Origin of the sequence: Nocardiopsis kunsanensis DSM 44524 (assembly GCF_000340965.1) — a bacterium.
GTDB classification, from domain to species: Bacteria; Actinomycetota; Actinomycetes; order Streptosporangiales; family Streptosporangiaceae; genus Nocardiopsis; species Nocardiopsis kunsanensis.
On the sequence record NZ_ANAY01000016.1, the window covers coordinates 1 to 19,526 of the forward strand.

Annotated in this window: 16 protein-coding genes and 2 pseudogenes; 9 read left to right on the forward strand and 9 right to left on the reverse strand. The window is 68.3% G+C overall.

Annotated elements, in window-relative coordinates; all coding sequences use genetic code 11:
• Positions 1–322 precede the first annotated feature (322 nt).
• Positions 323–1,024, forward strand: a complete 702-nt coding sequence (locus D456_RS0112395; RefSeq protein ID WP_026115801.1) for a GAF and ANTAR domain-containing protein — start codon at positions 323–325, stop codon at positions 1,022–1,024.
• Positions 1,025–1,816: 792 nt separating this feature from the next.
• A complete protein-coding gene (locus tag D456_RS0112400) occupies positions 1,817–3,208 on the forward strand; it encodes an NAD-dependent succinate-semialdehyde dehydrogenase (protein WP_017576500.1) in 1,392 nt (463 codons plus the stop codon).
• A gap of 585 nt (positions 3,209–3,793) precedes the next feature.
• On the opposite strand, the gene D456_RS0112405 is transcribed toward D456_RS0112400, so the two are convergent.
• Both D456_RS0112405 and D456_RS28035 read right to left on the reverse strand, forming a co-directional pair.
• Positions 3,794–4,375 (reverse strand): TetR/AcrR family transcriptional regulator, encoded by a 582-nt coding sequence (locus D456_RS0112405; RefSeq protein ID WP_026115802.1) that lies wholly within the window; start codon positions 4,373–4,375, stop codon positions 3,794–3,796.
• Positions 4,376–4,404: 29 nt separating this feature from the next.
• Positions 4,405–4,770 carry a 2Fe-2S iron-sulfur cluster-binding protein gene (locus D456_RS28035; protein WP_394297279.1) on the reverse strand — a complete coding sequence of 122 codons (366 nt, stop codon included), beginning with the start codon at positions 4,768–4,770 and terminating at the stop codon, positions 4,405–4,407.
• Positions 4,771–5,209: 439 nt separating this feature from the next.
• Here D456_RS28035 and D456_RS24080 point away from each other — a divergent pair.
• Positions 5,210–6,621 (forward strand): annotated as a pseudogene (locus D456_RS24080) (aldehyde dehydrogenase family protein).
• A 138-nt stretch (positions 6,622–6,759) separates the two neighbouring features.
• On the opposite strand, the gene D456_RS0112420 reads toward D456_RS24080, so the two are convergent.
• The gene (locus tag D456_RS0112420) at positions 6,760–7,140 is read right to left on the reverse strand and encodes a VOC family protein (protein WP_017576502.1); all 381 of its coding nucleotides are present in this window, start codon (positions 7,138–7,140) and stop codon (positions 6,760–6,762) included.
• A 428-nt stretch (positions 7,141–7,568) separates the two neighbouring features.
• Between D456_RS0112420 and D456_RS0112425 the strand changes: the two genes are divergently transcribed.
• On the forward strand, positions 7,569–7,907 hold the full coding sequence (locus tag D456_RS0112425; RefSeq protein ID WP_017576503.1) for a histone-like nucleoid-structuring protein Lsr2: 339 nt from the start codon (positions 7,569–7,571) through the stop codon (positions 7,905–7,907).
• 163 nt (positions 7,908–8,070) lie between these two features.
• Here the strand turns inward: D456_RS0112425 and D456_RS0112430 are convergent, their stop codons facing one another.
• Positions 8,071–8,514: a MarR family winged helix-turn-helix transcriptional regulator gene (locus tag D456_RS0112430; RefSeq protein WP_017576504.1), complete on the reverse strand. Its 444-nt coding sequence runs from the start codon at positions 8,512–8,514 to the stop codon at positions 8,071–8,073.
• 103 nt (positions 8,515–8,617) lie between these two features.
• Between D456_RS0112430 and D456_RS0112435 the strand changes: the two genes are divergently transcribed.
• From D456_RS0112435 to D456_RS0112455, 5 genes are all read left to right on the forward strand, one after another.
• Entirely contained in the window at positions 8,618–10,414 is a 1,797-nt protein-coding gene (locus D456_RS0112435; RefSeq protein ID WP_017576505.1) for a flavin-containing monooxygenase, read from the forward strand.
• 22 nt (positions 10,415–10,436) lie between these two features.
• Complete coding sequence (locus D456_RS0112440) at positions 10,437–11,471, forward strand: SMP-30/gluconolactonase/LRE family protein (RefSeq protein WP_017576506.1); 1,035 nt, start codon at positions 10,437–10,439, stop codon at positions 11,469–11,471.
• 187 nt (positions 11,472–11,658) lie between these two features.
• Positions 11,659–12,474: a CoA transferase subunit A gene (locus D456_RS0112445; protein WP_017576507.1), complete on the forward strand. Its 816-nt coding sequence runs from the start codon at positions 11,659–11,661 to the stop codon at positions 12,472–12,474.
• Positions 12,475–12,613: 139 nt separating this feature from the next.
• Positions 12,614–13,375, forward strand: a complete 762-nt coding sequence (locus tag D456_RS0112450; protein ID WP_017576508.1) for a CoA-transferase subunit beta — start codon at positions 12,614–12,616, stop codon at positions 13,373–13,375.
• Between the two features lie 55 nt (positions 13,376–13,430).
• Complete coding sequence (locus D456_RS0112455) at positions 13,431–14,645, forward strand: thiolase family protein (RefSeq protein ID WP_017576509.1); 1,215 nt, start codon at positions 13,431–13,433, stop codon at positions 14,643–14,645.
• Between the two features lie 169 nt (positions 14,646–14,814).
• Here the strand turns inward: D456_RS0112455 and D456_RS0112460 are convergent, their stop codons facing one another.
• The 5 genes and pseudogenes from D456_RS0112460 to narH all read right to left on the reverse strand — a co-directional run bounded on the left by D456_RS0112460 (position 14,815) and on the right by narH (position 19,497).
• Positions 14,815–15,234 (reverse strand): CBS domain-containing protein, encoded by a 420-nt coding sequence (locus D456_RS0112460; RefSeq protein ID WP_017576510.1) that lies wholly within the window; start codon positions 15,232–15,234, stop codon positions 14,815–14,817.
• 101 nt (positions 15,235–15,335) lie between these two features.
• A pseudogene (locus tag D456_RS0112465) lies at positions 15,336–16,542 on the reverse strand (MFS transporter).
• The gene (gene narI / locus D456_RS0112470) at positions 16,539–17,285 is read right to left on the reverse strand and encodes a respiratory nitrate reductase subunit gamma (RefSeq protein WP_017576512.1); all 747 of its coding nucleotides are present in this window, start codon (positions 17,283–17,285) and stop codon (positions 16,539–16,541) included. Before narI ends, D456_RS0112465 begins: the two are co-directional and overlap by 4 nt.
• The gene (gene narJ / locus D456_RS0112475) at positions 17,282–17,938 is read right to left on the reverse strand and encodes a nitrate reductase molybdenum cofactor assembly chaperone (protein ID WP_017576513.1); all 657 of its coding nucleotides are present in this window, start codon (positions 17,936–17,938) and stop codon (positions 17,282–17,284) included. Before narJ ends, narI begins: the two co-directional genes overlap by 4 nt.
• Positions 17,935–19,497, reverse strand: coding sequence for a nitrate reductase subunit beta (gene narH / locus D456_RS0112480; protein ID WP_017576514.1), 1,563 nt, complete (start codon positions 19,495–19,497; stop codon positions 17,935–17,937). Before narH ends, narJ begins: the two co-directional genes overlap by 4 nt.
• Positions 19,498–19,526 lie beyond the last annotated feature (29 nt).

Here is a 19,526-nt window from a genome sequence, read left to right on the forward strand (position 1 = left end):
TACCGCAGACAAGCGGTGCTGATCTCATGACAAAACGGAAGCGCGACTGTAGTACTGGGCCCCTCCGGAGCACGGAGGGGCCCAGGTGTAGCGGTATACCCAGGAGGGGACGAACCGGACAGAGCACCGTGCCACCGACTGGGCGCAGCCGGCTCTTCAAGGTGTATTTTTCAGGTGCCTCCGGGTGGCGAGGCACTGTTCTCGGGAGAGGCGACACAAAGTCCCCTAGGGCCGGACCTGCGGATCGGGAGTTCGACCGAGCGCCCGACCGCACGTACGTCCATCGACGGCGGGGTCACGTTCTGGCAGGAAGGATGAGAGAATGATCACCGGTGACGCTGGTGCGAGACTCTTCGCGGACTGGTCCCGCGGCCTTCATACCGAAAAAACCGAGGCCGCTCTTCTGGAGCGTGTCGTCACTGACACCGCAAAAATTGTTCCGGGGGCCGAAATGGCCGGGGTGACCGTGAACGAGCGACGCAAGCCCCGCAACGCGGCGTGGAGCTCGGAGTTGGTCTGCCGGATGGCCACGTTGCAGACCGACGAGCGGGAAGGCCCTTCCCTGGAAGCCAACGTCATGGGCGGCGACCTCATCAGAGCGGACGACCTCAGCGGTGAGATGCGGTGGCCGTCCTTCTCCACGCGGGCCGCGAAGCTGGGGGTCCACTCCGTGCTGTCGTTGCCCCTCCACACCGATGAAGAGCTGTTGGGCTCGCTCAGCCTCTACGCGTGCGCACCAGCGGCGTTCGACCCGAGCTCGGAGAGTGCGGCCACCTCCCTGGCCGCCCATACGGCTCTGGCCCTGTCCGCCAACAGGACCGAGGCGAATCTCAGACAGGCTCTCGAATCCCGCGATGTGATCGGCCAAGGGATCGGCATCCTCGTGGAACGGCACAAGATCGCCCCGGAGGAGGCGTTCGAGATGCTCGTCTCCGTCTCCCAGCACCACAACGTCAAGCTGCGGTTCGTGGCCGCGCACCTTGCCGACACCGGTGAGCTGGCGTGCCCGGCGACGCAGACCTGATGCCGAGCCCGGAAAGCTGACTGTCCAACCCCCCGGGCCGGTACCCGCCCCGGCGCGAGACCACAGCAGGCACTCAGGCAGGTGACCATCGCTCCTCCGGACAGCGCAAGCTCGATCGGATATCAGCTCGGTTACCGCAGATGATTCCTGACCCCGGCGCTGCCGGTGGCACCGGGGAACCTGCGTGCGGACGCGGATCCGTGCAGCGGCGGCCCACGAAACGTCTCGAGTGCACGAGCCTCGGTACCCCGTGTGTTGCCACACTCCCCCGGCGGGCGGCCGTGCACGGCCCGCCCGTCCTGTCCCGCGGGCTCCTCCCGTCCGCGTCCGCATGTCACGGACTCGGTGGACGGCGCCCTCGCGAGCGGAGCGCTCGAGGGGGCGGTACTGCACGACGAACACGGGGTCTTCGCCGGCCCCGTCCCGGTGGCTGCGCTCACGTGGCTCCTCCGCAGGCACGGAGCCCCGTCGCCGGTGACATCCGGAGAGCTCGTGCTCCTCGTTCCTACCCGCCATGGCTTCCCCGTTCCCGCAGGTCCTGAGCTTCGTTCGTCTCTGTGCGGCCCCGCTACCCGCAGGGCCCGGGCTCATATCTGATCGGGCCGGAGCAAAACCCCGGTCGGCCCCGGCCCAAATCTCGTTCATGTCGAAAAAGAAGCCCGATGACAGCGCTACGACTGTTTTGTCCACCCCTCTGGTTGAGCAGGGTCCCCGAAGAGAGGCGGTTCTTGCCGGCACACCCCTTCCAGGTCCCTGTCCCCCTGGACAGAGAGCGCGAAGAGAGGAACCACAATGGCGTACGCAACCACGAACCCGTACACGAACGAGACGCTGGCGACCTTCCCCCTGATCGGGGACGAAGAGATGGAGCGCGCCCTCGCAACGGCGCAGGAGACCTTCGAGGGTTGGCGCGCCAAGAGCTTCGACCAACGCAAGGAAGTGGTGAAACGCGCCGCGCAGATCCTGCGGGAGCGGCCGGAGGACTTCGCGAAGCTTCCCACTCTGGAAATGGGCAAGCTGTACCGGGAGAGCATGGACGAGGTCGAGTTGGCCGCGTCCATCCTGGACTACTACGCGGAGAACGCGGAGGAGTTCCTCGCCCCGGAAACGGTGGACACCGAACTCCCTGACGCGGGCCGGGCCGTCGTCGTCAGTGACCCGATCGGGATCCTCTTCGGCGTGCAGCCGTGGAACTTCCCCTACTACCAGTTGGCCCGGATCGCGGGCCCCAACCTCATGGCCGGAAACGTCGTGATGGTCAAGCACGCGGAGATCGTTCCGCAGTCGGCCGCAGCCTTCGAGCGGCTCATGCACGAGGCGGGCGCGCCGGAGGGTGCCTACACCAACGTCTACGCGAACAAGGAACAGGTCGCCCGGGCGATCAAGGACCCGCGCGTCAAGGGTGTCGCGCTCACCGGGAGCGAGGGCGCGGGTTCCAGTGTCGCCTCCAACGCGGGTGAGGAGCTGAAGAAGAGCACTCTGGAACTCGGGGGGAGCGACGCGCTGATCGTGCTGGCCGACGCCGACCTCGACATGACCGTCGATCGGGCGCTGTGGGGCCGGCTCAACAACGCGGGACAGAGCTGCGTGGCTTCCAAGCGCATCATCGTCGTCGAGGACGTGGCGGACGAGTTCCTCCGTCGGTTCCACGAGGGTGTTGCCCGGTTGAAGCCGGGTGACCCGTTCGACCCGGAGACGACCCTGCCGCCCCTGTCCTCTCAGAGTGCCGCCGACAACATCGATGCGCTCGTCGACGAAGCCGTGGAGAACGGCGCGTCGGTGACCACACCGGGTGATCCGGTGCCCGAGGAGGGCGCCTTCGTCCAACCGAGGATCCTCACCGGTGTCACCAAGGACAACCCGGTCCACGACAAGGAGTTCTTCGGCCCCGTCGCCCTCTTCTTCCGGGCCCGGGACGAGGAAGAGGCGGTACGCATCGCCAACGACTCCAGTTTCGGGTTGGGCGGTTCGGTCTTCACCGAGGACGCCGACCACGGCATGGACGTGGCACGCCGCATCGACACCGGGATGGTCTTCGTGAACCATCCCACCTGGACCAGCCCGGACCTGCCGTTCGGCGGGACCAAGAGGTCCGGTTACGGACACGAGCTCTCCGCCGCCGGGATCCAGGAGTTCGTCAACAAGAAACTCATCAAGGTGATGCCGTCGGGCTCCTCCGCCTGACCGGGACGGACACCGTCCGACCGGGGGCATGTACCGGCGTGTGCCGGTACATGCCCTTTGCTGTGTAGCGCGGCTCCGCCCGGCTCCGGTCGTTGGAGAGCCGACCGGTCCGTTCCGGCCGGGCCGCTCGCGCTCGGTTCCACCCTTGCTCGGTTCCCTCTTGCACCGGGCCCGTGAACGTGGCCGCGGTCCCGGCCCGCTCCTGGGCCGAGGGGCCTCGGCACCCGGGTCCGCCCCGAGCACTCCTGCACCAGGCACTTTACTCATGTGCGCAGGTCGGAAGGGGCGCAGAATGGGACGCCGAACACCCGAAGACCATCACCCAGGGACTGGACGAGCTCACCTGGGCCGGGGTGAGCGTGCTGGGCGTGCTCGCTTCCTGGCGCGCGGCCGATTGGCGGGTGGTGCTGCTGGTCCTGGCCATATTCGCGGTCTTTGCGCTGGTCGGGCCGGTGAGGTCCGGCGGCAGCGATCGGAACGGGCGCCGGCGGGAAGGACCGCCTTCCCGCCGGCGTCCTCGTGTACCGGCCCGGGGTCACCGGGTCCTTGCTGGGGAGCTCCTGGCTCTCCGGCCGGGAGAAGAAATCATTGGAAAGCTGTGCGTTCGCACAGAGCAACGCTCCGTCGGACGGCGTCCTGGTCGAGGCCGAGGAGCACGGTGAGCCACATACCGTTCTGAATGATGTCGACGTCGGTGGCCCGTACGGCCGCTTCCTCCCCGTTCAGATCCGGCCGAGCGGAGCGGATCAGTGCTGCGAGCGCCGCACGGTAGCGCTTCTGGGCGGCCGCGTTGATCTCCTCGTACTCCGGATGGGCTTTCGCGAGCGCCCACAGTTGGAGCCGCAGGGACAGGTATTCCGTCGTCAGGAATTCGGGGTCGGCGACACGGTGGAGCGCGGATCGGAGATTGTCCTCCGGACTACTGGCCGGGTCCGGTTCGACCATGGTCACGTCGTGTTCTTCGATACGGCGCAGTGCTGCGCCCACGAGGGTGACCTTGTCGGCGTAGTAGTAGTTGACCAGGCCCAGGGCGACACCGGCTTCCCGGGCCACCGCACGCATGCTGACACCCGAGATCCCGTGTTGTGACAGCAGGGCGATGACAGCGTCGAGAATCCATTCTTCTCTGTCGATCTTCTTCTGCTGTTCCACAACCCTGTTGCTCACCCGATCGAGAATAACAGGAGTCCGGTGGGTCACCGACCCCGCTGAACCGTCGCGACCGCGGCCGGAACGGCGCTCGCCCCTACCGCGGCGGAGCACGGTAGGGGCGTGTGCAGGTCGGTTCGTTTCTTCGGACCGGTTCCGCGGGGCCTCGGCCCCGCACACTCAGAGTTCGAGGACCAGCTTCGCGCTCCGGGAGCGTCCCATGCAGATGAGCGTCGTCCCCTCTTCGTCGTGTTCCTCGGGGGACATGAGTGTCCCCCGTGTTCCGGCTGTCCTTCGAGCACCCCGGTCTCGCACGTGCCGCAGTAACCCTCGCTGCAGTAGCAGGCGACGTCCGGCCGCACCTTCTGTACCGTCTCGAGGATGCTCTGGTCCAAAGGGACGGTCAGCGTCACACCCGGGTCCCACAGCTCCGCCTCGAAGGCGGAGTCACCGCTCGTGCCGGGGGCCTCCTCCGCAGCGGCGAACCGCTCGAGGCTGAGCCGGTCGCCGGACCCGGTCTCGGCGCACGCCTCGGGCCACCGCGGCCAGCATCGGTGAGGGGCCGCAGCAGTACAGGTGCGTCTGCGGGGACAACGACCCGACCAACCCCTCCAGGTCGGGTCTTCCTTCCTCGTCCTCCGGCACGAGGGTCACCCCATCGGGGTGGCATGCCCTGCACGAACAGGGCCAACCCGGTGGGAGAACCGCCTTGCGCTGCACAAACGAGTCGGCGCGGACCCGCACGGGTTCCGTGCGCTCCGGGAGTCCGGCCGCAGAGCCACCGCGACAGCCCGGCCGCAGGGCCACCTGAGAGCACCCAGAGAGCTGTACAACCGTTCAACTTATGCCACCATGACACGCCGGACCACCCCGACGAGGCCCGGCTGGAGGGCGAGCCATGAGCCCGTACGCAGTCCTCAACCCCGTCAACGGCGCCTTGGTTGCCAGTTCCCCACGATCACCGACCGAGACCTGGAACCCGCCCTCGAGGCGACCCGTACCACCCAGCGGTCCTGGGCACGCGAGTACACGGTGGAACAGCGCGCGTCCCTGGTCGCCCGGATCGGCGAGCTCCACACGGAACGGCGCCAGGAACCGGCGGAGATCATGGTGCGTGAGATGGGCGAGCCCATCTCACAGGCGCTCGGCGAAGTGGACTTCTGTGCCCACATCTACCGCTGCACCGCGGACGTGGGCCCCTCGGTCCTGGCCGACCGGGAGATCGACGCCCACCACGAACGTGCCCTGGTACGTAGTTCTGCCCTGGGTGTCCTGCTGGACATCATGCCGTGGAACTACCCCGCCTACCGGATCTGCCGGTTCGCGGACCCCAACCTCACGATCGGCGACACGATCCTGCTCAAGCACGCACCGCAGTGCCCGGAGACGGCCGCCTTCCTGGAGCAGATCTTCGTCGACGCGGGCCTGCCCGCCAACTCCTACACCAACATCTACGCCAGCAACGAGCAGGTGGCGACGTCGATCGCCGACCCGCGCGTGCGGGGGTCTCCCTCACCGGCTCCGACCGTGCCGGGGCTGCAGTGGCCGAGATCGCGGACCGCCACCTGAAGAAGGACGTGCTGGAGCTGGGCGGCTCCGCCCCCTTCCTCTACCTGGCCGGCGACAACATCGACAAGGTCGTCGAGCAGGCCGTCACCGCGCGGACCGACAACACCGGACAGGCGTGCAACGCCGCCAAGCGGTTCATCGTCGTATCCGACCTGTACGAGGAGTTCGCCGAACGGTTCACCCGTGCCTTCACCGCCCTGAAGACCGGTGACCCGACCGGCCCCGACACCGAGCTGGGCCCGATGTCCTCGGCCGCGGCGGCGGACCGGCTGGAAGAGCAGATCCAGCGCGCCCTCGACAACGGGGCCACCATCCACCGACCCGAACCGCAGCAGGGCAACTTCGCCCCGCCCGTCGTGCTCACCGACGTGACCCCGGAGAACCCCGTCCACCACGAGGAGTTCTTCGGTCCGGTCGCTGTCCTGTACCGGGTGGAGGACGCGGCCGTCGCCCTGGCCAACGACACACCGTTCGGTCTCGGGTCGTACGTGTTCATCTCCGACCAGGAGCAGGCCCTGCGTGTGGCGGACCAGCTCGAGGCCGGCATGGTCCTCGTGAACGAGGCCGACGCCGAAGCGGCCGAACTGCCCTTCGGCGGGGTCAAGCGTTCGGGGACCGGGCGCGAGCTCGGACACCTGGCCTTCGACGAGTTCGTGAACAAGAAGATGGTCCGTCTCGCCGGGCCCGTCGAATAACGCTCAGCGCGCTGAGTTCCCACGAGGGCACCGCGGGACTGCTCCGGGCAGTCATCGCGGTGCCCTTTTCTCGTGTGTCCAGCGAAGAGAGCGGCGTCCGGGGACGCCCCCGCTCGGGAATGCCTGGACACCGGCGCGTCAGAGTGGGTCGAGGCGCGCCTTGAGCAGGCAGAACTCATTGCCTTCGGGGTCTGCCAGGACATGCCATTGCTCTTGTCCCGTCTGCCCGATGTCAGCGGGTCGCGCCCCGAGTTCCAGAAGGCGTTCGAGCTCGGCGCCCTGATCGCGGTCGGTGGCGTTGACGTCGATGTGCAGTCGGGCTTTACCCGGTTCGGGCCGGTCCCGGCGGCTGAGAATGATGGTCGGTTGCGGACCACCGAACCCTTCACGCGGTCCGATCTCCACCGAACCGTCGTCCATACGGTCGAGCACGACGAAGTCCAGGACCTCGCACCAGAACCGTTCCAGTACCGCTGGATCGTGGCAACCGAGCACGAGCTCTCCGATACGACATGCCATGGGCCCGTCCTTTCTCATCCCGGGGGGCGCCGTGAAGGCCGCGCACGATGCCCGCACGGCCCCATCGGGGGAACACAACCCCGGGAGCGTACCGAACGGGGACGAGCACGGGCGAAAGATTTTTCGGGGCGGCCGGGGAGAGAGGCGCCAACGGTTCTGCGCACGACAGGGTGTGAGAGGCCGCTCCGTGCGGGAGGGTGTGTCACAGGGCAGGAACCCTCGGTCAGTTATGGGATACGGGCCTTTGTGTGATTGGGTTCGGTTCCCGGCCAACTGGTTGCCAAAAGGCCAGGAAAGTCTTCCTTCACCTGTGCGCCTCTTCACACGGGGGACACGCTCAGGGAAAGCCGTACATTTTACCGAGTGCCAGTTGAAGGCGATCGCATGTTATTTTTGACTGGCGATAGCAACGTACTTCAGGGGGAACGATGGCACAGAAGGTGGAAGTTCTTCTCATCGACGATCTCGACGGCGGCGAAGCAAGCGAGACCGTGACGTTCGGCCTGGACGGGTCCACCTATGAGGTCGACCTGAGCAGCGACAACGCGGAGAAACTCCGCGAGTCCCTGGGCTCTTTCATCGAGGCCGGCCGGAAGAAGGCCCGTAAAGCCACCAAGGGCAAGACAAAAACGGCCCGCTCCTCCTCGAACCCGCAGCGCGCCGCGCAGATCCGGGCGTGGGCGAAGGAGGCAGGGCTCGAGGTGAACGAGCGCGGCCGCATCCCTCAGTCGGTGGTCGACAAATACGAGGCCGCCCAGAAAGACTGAGGACCGGACTCCACTCTCCCGATCCACCGGGACCGTGACGTGACACGCAAGGCACGGGAATCGGTGGTTCTCGGACGGGCCCCTTCGGGGGCCCGTTTTTCTGTGTCCGGGGGCGGTGCTTCAGCAGCACCGGCGCCGGAGGCCCTGCTGCGAAGGCACCCTCTCAGGAGCGCTGTTCGACCGCGCGCCGCAGCGCGCTCATCCCGCGCACGAGCGCCGCGAGATCGTCGGGGTCGAGGGAGGCCAGCACGTCTGTGGAGGGGTCGGTCTCACCGAGGAGCTGGCGCTGGATCTCACCGGCCATCGGTGTGGCGACCAGGCGCGTGACGCGCCGGTCCTCACCGCACTCCTGACGGGCAAGGTAACCCTGGGCGACGAGTTTCTCCACACTCGCGGACACGGTCGGCGCGGAGACCTGTAGGGACAGGGCCAGCTCCCGTCCCGTGGTGGCGGCTCCCAGGGCCACCAGCAGAACGATCCTGAGTTGGTGGAGCGTGAGCTCCAGACCGAGGAAGGGTTCCAGGCGCCGGCCCGCGAGCAGGCGCGCGAGCGCGCGACGTTCATCCGAGTACTGCGCGATGAGCTGCTCACTCGTGACCCCGGGCATGGCACTTACACCTCCGGAACCAAACCTAACAGCAAAAATTGGTTAGCCATTGCCTAACTGTTAGGGTGTGCCCGTTCAGCCACACCGAGTGAGGACCCCCTTCTTGAGTACACACCTGCGCGATACGGACGACATCGACCTCGAGGCGTTGAGGAAACGCTACGCACACGAACGCGACCGGCGCCTGCGTCCCGACGGCAGAGCCCAGTACCGCTCGGCCACCGGCCAGTTCGGCTACTACGCCAAGGACCCCTACACCGAGTGGACCGAGCGGGAACCGCTGACCGACTCCGTGGAGGCCCTCGTGGTCGGCGGCGGCTTCGGCGGCCTGTCGACGGCGGTCCGGCTGCGCCAGGCCGGGGTGGAATCGATCCGCATGACGGACGAGGCCGGGGACTTCGGCGGCACCTGGTACTGGAACCGCTACCCCGGGATCCACTGCGACATCGAGTCCTACTCCTACATGCCGCTCCTGGAGGAGGTCGGATACGTCCCGAAGTGGCGCTACGCGCCCGGTGAGGAGATCCGGCAGCACGCCGTGGCGGTCGCCGAGACCTTCGACCTGTACCGGGACGCCCTCTTCCACACGCGGGTGACGTCCCTGGACTGGGACGAGGAGAAGGCCGAGTGGATCGTGGGCACCGACCGGGGCGACCGGATGCGCGCCCGTTTCGTCGTCACCTCCTCCGGCACACTGACCCAGCCCAAGCTTCCGGGCATCCCCGGAATCGAGAACTTCCGCGGCCACACCTTCCACACGAGCCGCTGGGACTACTCCTACACCGGGGGCGACCAGTACGGCGGTATGGACGGGCTCGCCGACAAGAAGGTCGCGGTCGTGGGTACCGGGGCGACCGGCGTACAGATCGTCCCGCCCCTGGGGCGCGACGCCCAGCACCTGTACGTCTTCCAGCGCACCCCCTCCACGGTCGACGTGCGCGACAACCGCCCCACCGACCCCGAGTGGGCCTCCTCCCTGGAGCCGGGGTGGCAGCGCGAGCGCATGGAGAACTTCCTTTCGGTGATCTCCGGTGAGCAGGTCGAGACCGACCTGGTCCAGGACGGGTGGACCGGTACCGCCCGCCTGCAGCGCCAGATGATCACCGGGGCACGGGACACCACCCTGGATCCGGAGGAGCGCGAGTACCTCGACGAGCTCGCCGACGCACGGAAGATGAACCGGATCCGTGCCCGGGTGGACGAGGTGGTCCAGGACCCGGAGACGGCCGAGGCCCTCAAACCCTGGTACCGCTACATGTGCAAGCGACCCACCTTCAGCGACCACTACCTGCAGTCCTTCAACCGGCCGGACGTGACGCTGGTCGACACCGCCGATCACGGCGGGATCACCCGCATGACCGAGGACTCCATCGTCGTGGGAGAGGAGGAGTACCAGGTCGACTGCGTCATCTTCGCGACCGGTTTCGACGTGGGGGTCTCGGGTGTGCTCACCGGCGCGCTCCCGGTCCGGGGCCGCGACGGCCGACAGCTCCTGGAGACCTGGGCCCAGGGGGTGCGGACCCTGCACGGCTTCTACAGCCCCGGCTTCCCGAACCTGTTCCAGCTGGGCCCGCTGCAGAACGCCACCTCGGTCAACTTCACCCACATCCTGATGGAGCAGGCCGAACACATCGCCGCGGTCGTCGCCGAAGGGCGCAGGACCGGGGCCCGGGCGATCGAGCCGACCCAGCAGGCCGCCGAGTCGTGGGTGCAGACACTGCAGGAGACCGCCTACGAGAACAGCCGTTTCCAGCAGGAGTGCACCCCCGGCTACTACAACAACGAGGGCGGTGGCGTCATGAGCGGACGTTCCTACAGCCCCGGTCCGATCTCCTTCCATGCGCTCCTGGAGCGGTGGCGCGAGAACCACCTGCACGAAGTCCTGCACACCGAGGCCTGACCCGATCCCCGTGAGGAGACCTGTGCACACCTGCACCCGAACCCCGGTACCCGCCACGACCATGCGCACACTGGTCGCTTCCGTGCTCGTGCTGAGCACGGCCGGTTGTGCGCTCTCCCCCGGCGAGGGAAGCTCCGGCCCGGTCGAGGAGATGACGGCCGAACAGCTGGTACGGGCGACCGAGGTCCACGAGCAGACCGGGATGACCCTGCTCGAGGGGCCCACCTTCGCCCCGGACGGGGACCTGAGGTTCGTCGACGTGGCCGCACCCGGGGAAGAGCCGAACGTGATGAGTGTGGACACCGAGTCCGCCGAGTTGAGTCCCGTGTTCACCGCCGAGGAGGGTTCCTACACCTCGGCGCAGTTCAGCCCGCACGACGAGCGGCTCTACCTGACCGACTTCGCCGGCGGACGCATCGTCTCGATCACCCCCGACGGGGAGGATCCCGAGGAGTTCTTCTCGGGTGAGGTCGAGGGCGCCCGGATGTTCCCGGACGACCTGGCCTTCGACGAGGACGGGAACATGTACATCAGTGACATGTCCGGCTACGACGAGCCCGCCTGGGAGGAGAAGGGGCGTGTGGTGCGGCTCGACCGCGAGACCGCCGAGCCCACGGTCCTGGCCGAGGAGCTGCCCCCGCCGAACGGGATCTCCTTCACCGAGGACTTCTCGGGGCTGTGGGTGGGCCTGTACGGGGCGAACGAGGTCGACCACTACACGCTGAACGGCGACGGGACCGAGGTACTCACCTCGCACACCGCGATCCACTTCGACGGGGGCAGGAGCAGGATCGACTCGATCGCGGTCGACGCCGACGGCAACCTGTACCAGGCGATCCACGACGAACCGGCGATGTATGTGTACAGCTCCCTGGGCGAACACCTGGCGACGGTACGGGTACCCGAGGAGGACGCCGAGGGGCTGAGCTCGGCCACCAACGTGGCCATCGACCCCGGAACCACCGACGCCTACATGACGGTGAGCGGAAAGGACGGAGGCCACATCTACACCTTCGACGCCCTCGCCGAGGGAACCCGCCAGTCCAACGGCGGCTGAGGAACCGGACCCGCCCCGCATCCCAGGGCCCGTACGGCGCAGTGCCCGCACTGCGCCGTACGGGCCCTCTTTCGTGTGCGCTTGTGCCGGTATTCGCGGGCCTTGACCGTCCCCTCGTGTGCCGCTAATCTCAGAAAAACGCTGTTCGTAATAAGAACGATAATTCACTATGCGAACGGAAGGCCTCATGGTCCTATCCCTGGACGAGGCGGTCCGCACCCTGGTCCACGACGGCGACACCGTCGCGCTGGAGGGTTTCACCCACCTCATCCCCGTCGCCGCCGGGCACGAGATCATCCGTCAGGGCCTACGCGACCTCACCCTGGTGCGTATGACCCCCGACATCGTCTACGACCAGCTCATCGGTGCCGGGTGCGCCCGCAAACTGGTCTTCTCCTGGGGCGGCAATCCCGGCGTGGGTTCCCTGCACCGGTTCCGCGACGCGGTCGTCCACGGCTGGCCCGCCCCCTTGGAGATCGAGGAGCACAGCCACGCCGGTATGACCAACCGCTACGTCGCGGGCGCCTCCGGGCTGCCTTTCGCGATCCTGCGCGGCTACAGCGGCACCGATCTGGTGGGCAACAACCCCAACATCAGCACCGTCACCTGCCCCTTCAGCGGACAGGAGGTGGCCGCCGTCCCCGCGGTCAATCCCGACGTCACGGTCATCCACGCCCAACGCGCCGATCCTTCCGGCAACGTGCAGCTGTGGGGCATCACCGGCATCCAGAAGGAGGCCGCCCTGGCCGCCGGGCGTGTACTGGTCACCGTCGAAGAGGTCGCCGAAACCCTCGAGCCCGTCCCCGGACAGGTGCTCCTGCCCGGCCGGATCGTCGACGCCGTCAGTGTGGTCCCCGGCGGAGCGGCCCCCTCCTACGCGCACGGGTACTACGAGCGCGACAACTCCGCCTACCAGGCCTGGGACGGGATCAGCCGCGACCGCGAGGCCTTCAACACCTGGCTGGAGGAACAGATCGGTGTCCCCGCGGCCGGTGGCACGTGAGCTCCCCGTTCCGGAGACCCCTCCCCCACCGGACACGCCCCGGAGCGTCCTGCCCCACAGCAGGAACTCAGGCAAACCCAGGAGCTGACTGCAACGCAACGGTCGGCGCCGTGATCCCCGAACCGGCAGGGAGCCCCCTGTGACCACCGTGACCTGGACCTCCGACGAAATCATGACCGTCACCGCGGCGCGCGCACTCGAGGACGAGATGTCCTGCTTCGTCGGCATCGGCCTGCCCAGCACCGCCGCCAACGTCGCCCGGCGCACCCACGCTCCCGGCCTGTGGATGGTCTACGAATCGGGCACCTTGGGCACGGTCCCCGACCACCTTCCGCTGTCCATCGGCGACGGCGTCCTCGCCGACACCGCCGACACCGTGGTCCCGGTCCCCGAAGTCTTCAACTACTGGCTCCAGGCCGGGCGTATCGACGTCGGTTTCCTCGGCGCGGCCCAGATCGACCGTTACGCCAACATCAACACCACCGTCATCGGCGACTACTCCTCCCCCGCGATTCGGCTGCCCGGCGCGGGCGGGGCCCCGGAGATCGCTGCCTCCTGCGGCGAAGCCATCGTGATCATGCGGCACAGCAGACGCGCCTTCGTCGACCAGGTCGACTTCGTGACCTCGGTGGGGCACGGACGCGGCAAGGGCGACCGCGAGCGTCTGGGACTGCGCGGGGCGGGCCCCACCCGGGTCATCACCGACCTCGGTGTGCTCGAGCCCGACCCCGACACCGGCGAGCTGGTACTCACCGGGCTGCACCCGGGTGTGGAGGTCGAGCAGGTCACGCAGGCCACCGGCTGGGGCCTCCTGGTCGCCGAGAACGTGATCCCCACCCCCGCCCCCACCGAGACCGAACTGTCTGTGGTGCGATCACTCACAGGGAACCGTCAGCCGTAGCCCGGCGTCCCCACGAACCCATCGGTCCGCACACACCACGCCCAGGAGGCCCCCGGTGACCGACACCTACGTCCTCGATGCCGTCCGCACCCCCTTCGGCAAGTTCGGCGGAGCGCTCTGCGGCGTCCGCCCCGACGATCTCGCCGCACACGTCATCGGTGCTCTCGTCGACCGCGCGCCCGGCCTGGAGCGCTCCGAAGCACCCGTCGGCCCGGGCAGTGACGGTTCCGCACCGCCCGTCGACGAGATCGTCCTCGGCAACGCCAACGGCGCCGGTGAGGAGAACCGCAACGTCGCCCGGATGGCCGCGATCCTGGCCGGGTTGCCGACCTCGGTTCCCGGCTCGACGGTGAACCGGCTGTGCGGCTCCGGTCTGGAAGCGGCCGTCCAGGGCAGCCGGGCGATCCAGACCGGGGACGCCTCCCTGGTCATGGCCGGGGGTGTGGAGTCGATGAGCCGTGCCCCATGGGTGATGCCCAAGCCGCCCAAGGGGTTCCCCGCCGGTGACGCCACCCTGCACTCCACGACCCTGGGCTGGCGCATGGTCAACCCGCGTATGCCCGACCGGTGGACCGTGTCGCTGGGTGAGGCCACCGAGCGCCTGGCCGAGAAGTTCGGGATCGGCCGCGACGAGCAGGACGCCTTCGCCCTGGCCAGCCACACGAAGGCGGCCCGGGCCTGGGAGAAGGGGTTCTTCGACGACGAGATCGTCCAGGTGCCCGACGCGCACCTGGACCGGGACGAGTGTGTGCGGCAGACGTCCCTGGACAAGCTCGGCGGGCTCAAGACCGCCTTCCGGGCCGAGGGCACCGTCACCGCGGGCAACGCCTCCCCGCTCAACGACGGGGCCGCCGCCCTGATGCTGGGCGATCGGGGCGCCGCCGACCGCACCGGTCTGGAACCCCTCGCGCGGATCGCGGGCCGGGGCGCGGCCGGCGTGGACCCGGACGTGTTCGGTATCGGCCCGGTGCGCGCTGCCGAGATCGCTCTGGAGCGCGCCGGCATCGGGTGGAGGGACCTGTCGGTGGTCGAACTCAACGAGGCCTTCGCCGCCCAGTCCCTGGCGTGCCTGCGTTCCTGGGACGGCCTGGACCCCGAGATCGTCAACCCCAACGGCGGGGCGATCGCTCTGGGGCACCCGCTGGGCGCGTCCGGGGCCCGTGTCCTGGGGTCCCTCGCCCACGAGCTGCGCCGTCGCGGCGGCGGGTGGGGGCTGGCCACACTCTGCATCGGTGTCGGCCAGGGGTTGGCCGTCGTCCTGGAGGGTTGAGGGGCGAGCGAGGAGGCGCCGCTGTGTCGGCCCTCGTTCGTCCGGCCACGGCGGTACCGGGGCCGTGCGGATCCCTTCACCGCCGGCGGTGAGAGGGTCTGCGATGTTTCACCTTGAGACCGGGGCACGGTCCCGGGACCGTGCCCCGGGGCCGTGCCTCAGGCCCGGTTCACCGGTTGGGTTCTGCGCCGGTGACCTCGGCCAGGGCCGAGTTCTCGTCGACGGCGCGGGCGAGGTCGCCCATCGTCACGACCCCGATGACGGCGTCGTCGTCGACCACCGGCAACCGGCGTACGGTTCCCGCACGCATGACGTCCACGGCGTCGCGGACAGTGCTCTGGGGCGGCACCGTGGCCACCTGTGCGCTGCACACCGAGTCGACCCGGATGTCGCCGGGGTCGCCACCCGAGGCGACACAGCGCACGACGATGTCCCGGTCGGTGAGGATGCCGCGTAGATTCCCTTCCTCGGTCACGATGACGTCGCCCACGTCGGCGTCGCGCATGAGCTCGGCGGCTTGTCGGAGCGTGGTGTCGGGCTGGACCGTCTGTGTGGGCCTGCTCATCAGTTCGGAGACACTGTTCACCATGAGAATCCCTCCTTTTGCCCCTCCTAACCGGGACATATGAAACAAAACGCTCTCAGCGCGCTGGGGCCGCGGTACTCCACGGCTCCGACCAGGGCGGAATCTCATGCCGAGTGTCCGGGCCGGCCCGGCCCGCTCCTCACACCCGCCGGGACCTCCCGGAAAGCGAGTGCGGTGTAGACCGCTGTTCCCAGTGCGACGGCTGCCAGTAGCACGAACCCCGGAGCGTAGGACCCCGTGTTCTGGAAGACCGCGCCCATGACCAGCGGTGGGAAGTACCCGCCGAGCCCGCCGGCGGCTCCGACCAGACCGGTCACCGTACCGACCCGGACCGGTTCCACCAGCTGCGCGACCAGGGCGAACACACCGCCGGTCCCCAGCCCGAGGAAGCCCGCCATCAGTACGAACACCGTCCCCGCAGCCAGTCCCACCGACGGCTGGAAGACCAGCGCACCCGCCGTGAGCGTGGTCCCCGCGAAGGAGACCAGACACACCCGGGCCGGGCCGATCCTGTCGGACAGCGCCCCACCCGCCGGCCTGGCGACCACGGCCACCAGCGCGAACCCGGCGGTACGCAGACCCGCCTCGGTCTGCACGAAGCCGTGGGCGTTGTGCAACAAGGTCGGCAAGTAGGTCGAGAAGGCCACGAACCCGCCGAAGGCCACCGCGTACAAAGCGATGTTCTGCCAGGTCGCCCGCAGCACGAGGGCTTCACGGAGCCGGGGCGCCAACGGGGCTGTGGAAGGCACCCATCCGGGAGGGTTGCGGCACACCACCAGCACGAGCACCCCCATCAGGGCGAGCGCCACGGCCATGAACACGTGCGTGCCCAGCAGACCGATCATGTCGGCCAGGTACGGGGTGAGGAAGGCCGACAGCGCCGTACCTCCCATGCCCGCACCGAACACCCCGGTGGCGAACCCGCGCTTGTTCGGGGCGTGCCACCGGCTGACGAACGGCACGCCCACGGCGAAGGAGATCCCAGCGATCCCCAAGAAGAATCCGAGCACCAGCAGTACCGGATAGGAATCCCCCGCGAAGCCGAGCAGCAGCACCGGCACCACGGAGGCGAAGGCGACCGCGGCCATCACCGCCCGTCCGCCGTAGCGGTCGGTCAGCGCCCCGACGGGGATCCGTCCCAGGGCTCCGATCAGCACGGGGAAGGCGATGAGCACGGACGTCCGGGTGGGGGTCAGGTCCAGACGCGCGGCGTAGTCGGGTGCCAGGGGGGGCGATCAGGTTCCACGCCCAGAACATGAGCGCGAACGCCGCCGTGGCCAGTACGAGGTTGGTTCTGGCGCCGCTGTTCATGGCGTCCGGCTCCCGTCCTCCACGTTCTCCCAGCCACGGCGGCCGCGGCGTTCACCCATCCGCGTGTCCCGTGACCGGTACAGCACGTAGGGCCGCCACAGGTAACCGATCGGCACACTGAACACATGCACCAGCCGGGTGAACGGCCACAGCGCGAACAGCACGGAGGAGGTCAGGGTGTGTGCCTGGAAGGTGAACGGGGCGGCGCCCATCAGCTCCGGGTGAGGGTCCAGGAAGAACAGTCCGCGGAACCAGACGGAGACCCCTTCCCGGTAGTCGTAGTGGCCGATGATGTTGCCGACGACGGTGTTGGCCGTCCCGGTGAGGACCACCAGGGCGAGCCCGGCGTACATGAGCTTGTCCATCCGGCTGGTCGACCGGAAGACCGGCCCGACCATGCGCCGGCGCAGGATGAGCAGGGTGAGCCCCACGACCACCGCGAGCCCGGCGGCCAGGCCGAGTCCGACGGCCATGACGTGGTAACCCTCGTCGGTGATGCCCAGGGCCGCGGTCCACCCCTTGGGGGCCAGCAGCCCGATGACGTGGCCGCCGATGACCGCGAGCATGCCGAAGTGGAACAGGGGGCTGCCCCACCGCAGGAGACGGCTCTCGTAGATCTGGGTCGACCGGGTCGTCCAACCGAACTTGTCGTAGCGGTAGCGCCAGTAATGGCCGACGAGGAAGATCGCCGCGCAGACGTAGGGGACGATGACCCACAACACCGTTCCGAGTGTGGTGTTCACAGGTGCATACTCCTGTTTTCCGGAGGTGGGAAGGGGGCGAGACCGGCTTCTTCGGCCGGCGGCCCCTCGGCCACGAGCCGGGCAACGGCGCCGTCGAGCCGGTCGGTCCTGGGCGGCAGGGTGGCGTTGATCGCCGAGACCGCGCCCGTGTAGGGCGAGTCCACCTCGGTCAGGGCCAGACGCAGCAGTTCCAACCCGGCCCGGTAGCGGTTCAGCAGGCGCGTTCCGCTGTCGGGGTCGACCGTGGCGGCGAACTCCAGAAGCACACACAGGTGGTCGGGGAGTTCCGCTGCGTCGAGGTGGAAACCGGCCCTGCGGTAGGCGTTGGAGAACCACAGCAGGGCAGCTCCGCGGTTACGTGTGTCCCCGTGGGCGTAGTAGGTCAGGTGCAGACACGAGCGCCGGTGCAGGTCGAATGTCCCGACATAGGTCCCGGCGAGTTCGAGCAACGGTGTCGAGGCGAGCCATTCGATCACCCCGAGCAGATCAGTACGCGGCGGGTCGGGCAGTTCCCCGGCCGCCTGCCGCAGCATCGGCAGGTCGGCCAGGAGCTGCTCGTCGGGGTGGGCCAGCACCAGTGCGGCCAGCCGGTGGGTCAGGGCGCGTTGCCGGGCGGAGAGCCGGTGGCGTTCGAGGGCTCTGAACAGGCTCATTCGCCATCCTCCGGGCGACGGACCCGGGGCGTGGGCAACGACACCTTCCCGCCGGTGACCGGCCCTCCACGGGAGGACCCGCCCGCCCCGGGGCCGCCCATACCGGGCCCGCCCTCGGTGTCCAGGCTGCATCCGGCGGCGTAGGCCTCCAGGGAGTGCGCCTGTTCGGCGTGCGCAGGCGGGATCACGTAGCGGTCCTCGTACTTGGCCAGGGCCAGCAGCCGGTACATCCGGTGGATACTCTCGCCGTCCATGCCGACGGACCGGGGGATCTCCTCGTCGGTCTCGCGTCCCAGGTTGATGTCGCGCATGTAGGAACGCATCGCGGCCAGGCGCTGCAAGGAGTCGTTGACGGGGCCGGTGTCTCCGGCGGTGAAGAGTTCGGCCAGGTACTCGACGGGGATGCGCAGGCTCTCGATGGCCGCGAACAGGTTGTTGCGGTTCTCGGCGTCCTCACCCGTCTCGGAGACGGCGTCCACGACCGGGGACAGCGGCGGAATGTACCAGACCATGGGCATGGTGCGGTACTCCGGGTGCAGGGGCAGGGCCACCCGGTACTCGTTGATGAGCGAGTGGACGGGCGAGCGCCGGGCCGCCTCGATCCAGTCGTGGGGGATGCCCTCCTTCTCGGCGGAACGGATCACCTCGGGATCCTCGGGGTCCAGGATCAGGTGGCGCTGGGCGTCGAGGAGCTCGTGTTCGTCCTCCACCGATGCGGCGGGCAGGACCGCATCCATGTCGTAGAAGACCAGACCCAGGTAGCGCAGCCGTCCCACGCACGTCTCCGCACACACCGTGGGCATGCCGACCTCGATGCGGGGATAGCAGAACGTACATTTCTCGGCCTTGCCGGTGCGGTGGTTGAAGTAGATCTTCTTGTAGGGGCAGGCGGTCACGCATTTGCGCCAGCCCCGGCACCGGTCCTGGTCCACGAGCACGATGCCGTCCTCGTTGCGCTTGTAGATCGCTCCGGCGGGACAGGCGGCGGCGCATGAGGGGTTGAGGCAGTGCTCGCAGATACGCGGCAGGTAGAACATGAAGGACTGCTCGAACTCGAGCTTGACCTTGTCGGAGACCTTGCGCAGGACGGGGTCGTCGTTGGCGAGTTCGGGCGCTCCTGCGAGATTGTCGTCCCAGTTGGCGCTCCACCGGATGGCCATGTCGCGTCCGCTGATGAGTGATTTGGGGCGGGCGACCGGGGTGTGCTCCTGCAGGGGCGCGTCGGTGAGCGTCCGGTAGTCGTAGGTCCAGGGCTCGTAGTAGTCGTCGATGCCGGGCAGGGTGGGGCTGGCGAAGATCGTGGCGAGGTTCTTCAGCCTGCTGCCCGAACGCAGCGCCAGGCGACCGTTGGATTTGCGGGTCCAGCCGCCCTTCCACCGCTCCTGGTCCTCGTAGGTGCGGGGGTAGCCCTGCCCGGGCCGGGTCTCGACGTTGTTGAACCACACGTACTCCATGCCGGCACGGTTGGTCCAGGTCTGTTTGCAGGTGACCGAACAGGTGTGGCACCCGATGCATTTGTCGAGGTTCATCACCATTGCCATCTGGGCCATGACACGCATCAGTGCACCTCCGGGAAATGTCGGCGCTC

Excerpts from the sequence above, each read along its gene's own strand:
- D456_RS0112395 (WP_026115801.1), top strand. The coding sequence starts at position 323 with ATGATCACCGGTGACGCTGGTGCGAGACTCTTCGCGGACTGGTCCCGC.
- D456_RS0112400 (WP_017576500.1), top strand. The coding sequence starts at position 1,817 with ATGGCGTACGCAACCACGAACCCGTACACGAACGAGACGCTGGCGACC.
- D456_RS0112420 (WP_017576502.1), bottom strand. The coding sequence starts at position 7,140 with ATGGCATGTCGTATCGGAGAGCTCGTGCTCGGTTGCCACGATCCAGCG.
- D456_RS0112425 (WP_017576503.1), top strand. The coding sequence starts at position 7,569 with ATGGCACAGAAGGTGGAAGTTCTTCTCATCGACGATCTCGACGGCGGC.
- D456_RS0112430 (WP_017576504.1), bottom strand. The coding sequence starts at position 8,514 with ATGCCCGGGGTCACGAGTGAGCAGCTCATCGCGCAGTACTCGGATGAA.
- D456_RS0112445 (WP_017576507.1), top strand. The coding sequence starts at position 11,659 with ATGGTCCTATCCCTGGACGAGGCGGTCCGCACCCTGGTCCACGACGGC.
- D456_RS0112460 (WP_017576510.1), bottom strand. The coding sequence starts at position 15,234 with ATGGTGAACAGTGTCTCCGAACTGATGAGCAGGCCCACACAGACGGTC.
- narJ (WP_017576513.1), bottom strand. The coding sequence starts at position 17,938 with ATGAGCCTGTTCAGAGCCCTCGAACGCCACCGGCTCTCCGCCCGGCAA.
- narH (WP_017576514.1), bottom strand. The coding sequence starts at position 19,497 with ATGCGTGTCATGGCCCAGATGGCAATGGTGATGAACCTCGACAAATGC.